At 74.5% G+C, this 5,226-nt stretch carries 5 protein-coding genes; 2 read left to right on the top strand and 3 right to left on the bottom strand.

The annotated features are described in order from the left end of the window. From IH13_RS0124935 to hmgA, 3 genes are all read right to left on the bottom strand, one after another. Positions 1 to 492: type ISP restriction/modification enzyme (locus IH13_RS0124935; protein ID WP_031088044.1), on the bottom strand; the 492-nt coding region annotated here is incomplete at its 3' end. A gap of 90 nt (positions 493 to 582) precedes the next feature. Next, positions 583 to 1,359 carry a GntR family transcriptional regulator gene (locus tag IH13_RS0124930; protein WP_234433382.1) on the bottom strand — a complete coding sequence of 259 codons (777 nt, stop codon included), beginning with the start codon at positions 1,357 to 1,359 and terminating at the stop codon, positions 583 to 585. Between the two features lie 43 nt (positions 1,360 to 1,402). Next, positions 1,403 to 2,722, bottom strand: a complete 1,320-nt coding sequence (gene hmgA, locus IH13_RS0124925; protein ID WP_031088042.1) for a homogentisate 1,2-dioxygenase — start codon at positions 2,720 to 2,722, stop codon at positions 1,403 to 1,405. A 171-nt stretch (positions 2,723 to 2,893) separates the two neighbouring features. On the opposite strand from hmgA, the gene IH13_RS0124920 reads away from it, so the two are divergent. Together IH13_RS0124920 and IH13_RS0124915 are read left to right on the top strand one after the other, a co-directional pair. After that, on the top strand, positions 2,894 to 3,745 hold the full coding sequence (locus tag IH13_RS0124920) for a TetR/AcrR family transcriptional regulator (RefSeq protein WP_234433381.1): 852 nt from the start codon (positions 2,894 to 2,896) through the stop codon (positions 3,743 to 3,745). 230 nt (positions 3,746 to 3,975) lie between these two features. After that, the coding region (locus tag IH13_RS0124915) for an aldehyde dehydrogenase family protein (protein ID WP_031088040.1) at positions 3,976 to 5,226 on the top strand (1,251 nt) is incomplete at its 3' end.

Raw genomic sequence — 5,226 nt, 5'->3', positions numbered from 1 at the left:
CGGACGGCCGGCGGGCGAGTGGCCGTCCGGCAGCAGCGCGGTGGCCGACAGGACGGGGCCGGACGCGGCGGGGACGTACCCGTGCTCCACGGCGAAGACCTGGCGGCGGTCGGCGACCCGCCACAGCTCGGGCCGCGCCGTGTCGAGCAGCCGGTGGTCGGGGATCAGCCACTGCTCGTCGAAGGGGCCGTGCAGGATCCGCACCGGCTCGGGGTACGGCCCGGGGTCCCGGGCGAAGGCTCCCGTCCCGGTGGACCGGCCGGGCAGCGCGGTGGCCGCCGTCCACGGGGTACGGGAACGGGTCGGCCCGAACAGCCGGTCCCGCTCGGCGCCCTCGGCCCGGACCAGCCGGTCCCAACGGGCCCGCAGGGACGGTGCGTCGGGTGCCGTCACCCAGGCGCGCCCCGTCCGCAGCGGACGTACGGACCAGGGCATCAGGTCGTCCAGCGGCAGGAGCCCCGCGTCCGCTCCGGCCGCTCGCCGTGCTGCCACCGTGCGGTCCTCCCCGTCGACACGTCCGCCGCCCCCGGCATCGTAACGAGCCCGCCGGGCCCGGCGGGAGACGGCCGGTCCACGCACCGGTCAGTGCGCGTCCACCGTCACGGAGAACGAGAAGCGGTCGCCCCGGTAGCGGATGCACGCCACATCGACCACCCGGCCGTCCTCGTCGTAGGACACCCCCGTGTAGTGCAGGATCGGGCTGAGCAGCGGTACCTGGAGCAGCTCGGCCGTGGCCGGGTCGGCGAGGCGGGCCTCGACCGTGTCCGTGATCCGGGCGATGCGTACGCCGACGCCGTCGCGCAGCACCTTCGTCATCGGCCACCGCTCCAGGTCGGCCACGTCGATACGGTCCGCGACGTCGCGGACCACCGCGTTCTCCGCCCAGTTGGTGGGCTCGCCGGTCGCCTCGTCGCAGCGCAGCCGCCGGTAGCGCACCACCTCGGAGCAGTCCGGGAAGAACTCCGCCAGGTCTCCCGGCACCGGGGAGGGGCCGTGGCCGAGCACGGTGGTGCGCTCACCCGACTGCTGGGCGACGATCGCGTCGATCGACCCCAGCAGCCGGACCGGCGACACCCGCCGGGCGCGCGGCTCGATGAACGTGCCCCGCCTGCGGTGCCTGCTGATCAGCCCCTCCGACTCCAGCTCCTTGAGGGCCTGCCGCATGGTGAGGACGCTGACGCCGTAGTGCGCGGCGAGCTGTTCCTCGGTCGGCAGCCGTGAGGAGGCGTCCTGCGGGCGGCCCAGTATGGACGCCCGCAGCGACTGCGAGACCTGGTACCAGAGCGGCAGCTTCCGGTTGAGCACCAGGGAGTCAGGGGCGAAGGCGGGCGCGGGGCGTGCCTCGTTCACCTGGTCCATCCGGTTCACCCGGCCTCTCGGATCGGTGGCCGGCCGCGTGGTCTCACGGCCGGAAGTCGCGGCTCAGACCCTGCCACACGTCGTCGTACCCGCGCTGAAGATGGTCCGCCCCGGCGGCCTGCGCCGTCGCCGTGACCGGCCAGCGCGTCTCGAACATGAACGCGAGCCCGTCGTCGATCTTCTGCGGCTTCAGCTCCGCCGCGCTCGCCCGCTCGAAGGTCTCACGGTCGGGGCCGTGCGCCGACATCATGTTGTGCAGCGACCCGCCGCCGGGCACGAACCCGTCGGCCTTCGCGTCGTACGCGCCCTCGATCAGCCCCATGTACTCGCTCATCACGTTGCGGTGGAAGTAGGGCGGGCGGAAGGTGTCCTCGCCGACCAGCCAGCGGGGAGCGAAGACGACGAAGTCGACCCCGGCCAGTCCCGGGGTGTCGGACGGCGAGGTCAGCACCGTGAAGATCGACGGGTCGGGGTGGTCGTAGCTGATGCTGCCGATCGCGTTGAAGCGGCGCAGGTCGTAGAGGTACGGCGTGTGGTTGCCGTGCCAGGCGACCACGTCCAGCGGCGAGTGGCCGTACGTCGCCGACCAGAGGTTGCCGCAGAACTTGTTGACCACCTCGACGGGGCCCTCGCGGTCCTCGTACGCCGCGACGGGCGCCAGGAAGTCCCGGGCGTTGGCCAGGCCGTTGGCGCCGATCGGGCCGAGGTCGGGCAGGACGAACGGCTGGCCGTAGTTCTCGCAGACGTAGCCGCGGGCGGTGGCGTCCAGCAGCTCGACCCGGAAGCGGACGCCGCGCGGGATCAGCGCCACGTGCCCGGGCTCCGCGCGCAGCAGGCCCAGCTCGGTGCGGAGCAGCAGCCCGCCCCGCTCGGGGACGATCAGCAGCTCGCCGTCCGAGTCGCTGAACACCCGGTCGGTCATGGAGGTGTCGGCGGCGTACAGGTGGACGGCCATGCCGGTGCGCTGCGCGGCGTCGCCGTTGCCGCCGAGCGTCCAGAGGCCGGCCAGGAAGTCCGTGCCCGGTGCCGGGTCGGGCAGCGGGTTCCAGCGCAGCCGGTTGGGGTCGGTGACCGTCTCGGTGAACGGTGCGGTGCGCAGGGTGCCGTTGTCCACGCGGGTGAACGCCGGGTGCGCGGCGGACGGGCGGATCCGGTAGAGCCAGGAGCGGCGGTTGCGGGCGCGGGGCTCGGTGAACGCCGAACCGCTCAGCTGCTCGGCGTACAGCCCGAGCGGGGCGCGCTGCGGTGAGTTGCGGCCGTGCGGGAGGGCGCCCGGGACCGCCTCGGAGCTGTGTTCGTTGCCGAAACCGGCACTGTACGCGAGGCCTTCGGCCGCTTTCCCCGCCTGCTCGATGCCGCTCATCATGCGCTCCCGGTGCGTTCACGTGGCTGGACCGGACTCCTGACGAGGAATCCTATGGGTAACCGTAGGAATGCGGGGGCGGCCCGTCAACGGCACACGCGGCGCGGTCCGGTGCGTCCTGCGGCGGAGGGCGCGGGAACCGGCCGCCGCCCCCACGGCATCATGGGGTGCGTGCCTCCTCACCCCCACACGAACCTCCGGCGTGTCCCCGTCCAGCAGCGCAGCGCCGAACGCCTGTCCCGGATCCTGGACGCGGGGGCCGAACTGCTCGACGAGTCCGGCTACGAGCAGCTGTCCACCCGCACCGTCGCCGACCGCGCCGGGGTGCCCATCGGCTCCGTCTACCGCTTCTTCTCCAACAAGCGCGCGCTGGTGGACGCCCTGGCCGAACGGAACCTGGACCTCTACGCCGAGCGGATCACCGGCCGTCTCGCGGACATCCCGGCGCACCGATGGCGTGCGGCGATCGATGCCGTGCTGGACGAGTACCTGGCGATGAAGCGGGCCGTACCGGGCTTCGGCCTGGTCGACTTCGGGCCGCCCGCACCGGTCGCGGACGCCCCCGACGAGGCCAACCGGAGGCTCGCCGGACGCCTGGCGGTCCTGCTGGCCGGGCACCTCGGCCGGGCGCCGGGGAGGGCGGCGGTTTCCGGCCGGGGCGCGGTGGCCGACGGCGGGGCCGGGGGATGCGGGGTGCCCGCCGGGACCGGCGCGGAGCCCGGACCGGAGGGCCTCGACCGCACCGGCCCGGAGTCCAGCGGGAGCCAGGAGTCCACCGGGAGCCCGGGGCCGACCGTCCCGGAGCGAGCCGGCCCGGAGTCCACCGGCCCCGGTCCTGCGGGGCCGGGCCCCGCGCCCGATACCGGCCCCGACCCCGACCTCCTGCGTACCGTCCTCGTCTGCGTCGAGGCCGCCGACGCCCTGCTCCAACTCGCCTTCCGCACCGACCCGTCGGGCGACCCCGCACTGATCGCCGAGACCAGGGTGCTGCTCCGGGCCTACCTCGCCCAGGCCCTCGACTGACCGGCACGCCGGCCGCTCCGCCCCACCGGTACCGGGAGCGCACCGCTCGCGCGCGAGCGGTTCCTCCGTCCCGCGGGGGCGGGCCGGCTCCCGGGCCGCGGCACGTGACCCGCATCTCCGGCCGTTCCCTGGCGCCGGAAAACTAACAGCGCTAGTTTGGTCCGGCGGGACGGGACCCGTCCGTACGGCGACGCCGCGGCGGCAGGCACAGCGAACCCGGGAGGGACGCCATGAAGGCACACGACGGCATGTACATCGGCGGGGAGTGGGTGCCGGCCCTCGGCCAGGACACCATCGCGGTCGTCGACCCGGCGGACGAACAGGTCATCGGCCACGTCCCGGCCGGGACCGCCGAGGACGTCGACGCCGCGGTACGCGCCGCCCGGGCCGCCTTCCCGGGCTGGGCGGCCACCCCTCCCGCCGAGCGCGCGTCCCGCATCGCGGCCCTGCGCGACGTGCTGGCGGCCCGCGCGGAAGAGATCGCCGAGACCGTCACCGCCGAGCTCGGCTCCCCGCTGCCGCTCTCCCGGACGGTGCACGCCGGCCTGCCCGTGCTCGTGGCGGGCTCCTACGCCGAACTGGCCGCCTCCTCCTCCTCCTTCGAGGAGAAGCTGGGCAACTCCACCGTCCTGCTGGAGCCCGTGGGCGTCGTCGGCGCGATCACCCCCTGGAACTACCCGCTCCACCAGATCGTCGCCAAGGCGGCCCCGGCCCTCGCCGCGGGCTGCACCGTCGTCCTCAAGCCCGCCGAGGACACCCCGCTCACCGCCCAGCTCTTCGCCGAGGCGGTCCACGAGGCGGGCCTCCCGGCGGGCGTCTTCAACCTGGTCACCGGCCTCGGCCCGGTCGCCGGGCAGGCGCTCGCCGCACACGAGGGCGTCGACCTGGTCTCGTTCACCGGTTCCACCGCCGTCGGCCGGCGGATCGGCGCCACCGCCGGAGCGGCGGTCAAGCGCGTCGCGCTGGAGCTCGGCGGCAAGTCCGCCAACGTCATCCTGCCCGGGGCCGACCTGGCCAAGGCCGTCAACGTGGGCGTCGCCAACGTCATGTCCAACTCGGGCCAGACGTGCAGCGCCTGGACCCGCATGCTGGTCGACGCCGAACGGTACGAGGAGGCGGTCGCCCTCGCGGCCACGGCCGTCGCCAAGTACGTCCCCGGGGAGCGGATCGGACCCCTGGTCAACGCCCGGCAGCAGGCCCGGGTGCGGGGCTACATCGAGAAGGGCGTCGCCGAGGGCGCCCGTCTCGTGGCCGGAGGCCCCGAGGCGCCCAGGGAGCGGGGGTACTACGTCAGCCCCACCGTGTTCGCCGACGTCACCCCCGACATGACCGTCGCCCAGGAGGAGATCTTCGGTCCGGTGCTCTGCGTCCTGCGCTACGAGGACGTCGAGGACGCCCTCAGGATCGCCAACGGCACCGTCTACGGGCTGGCCGGCGCCGTCTGGGCGGCCGACGACGCCGAGGCCGTCGCCTTCGCCCGC

Source organism: Streptomyces sp. NRRL WC-3549 (assembly GCF_000721935.1).
In the GTDB taxonomy this organism is placed as follows: Bacteria; Actinomycetota; Actinomycetes; order Streptomycetales; family Streptomycetaceae; genus Streptomyces.
This window is presented reverse-complemented; position numbering and strand designations above follow the sequence as displayed.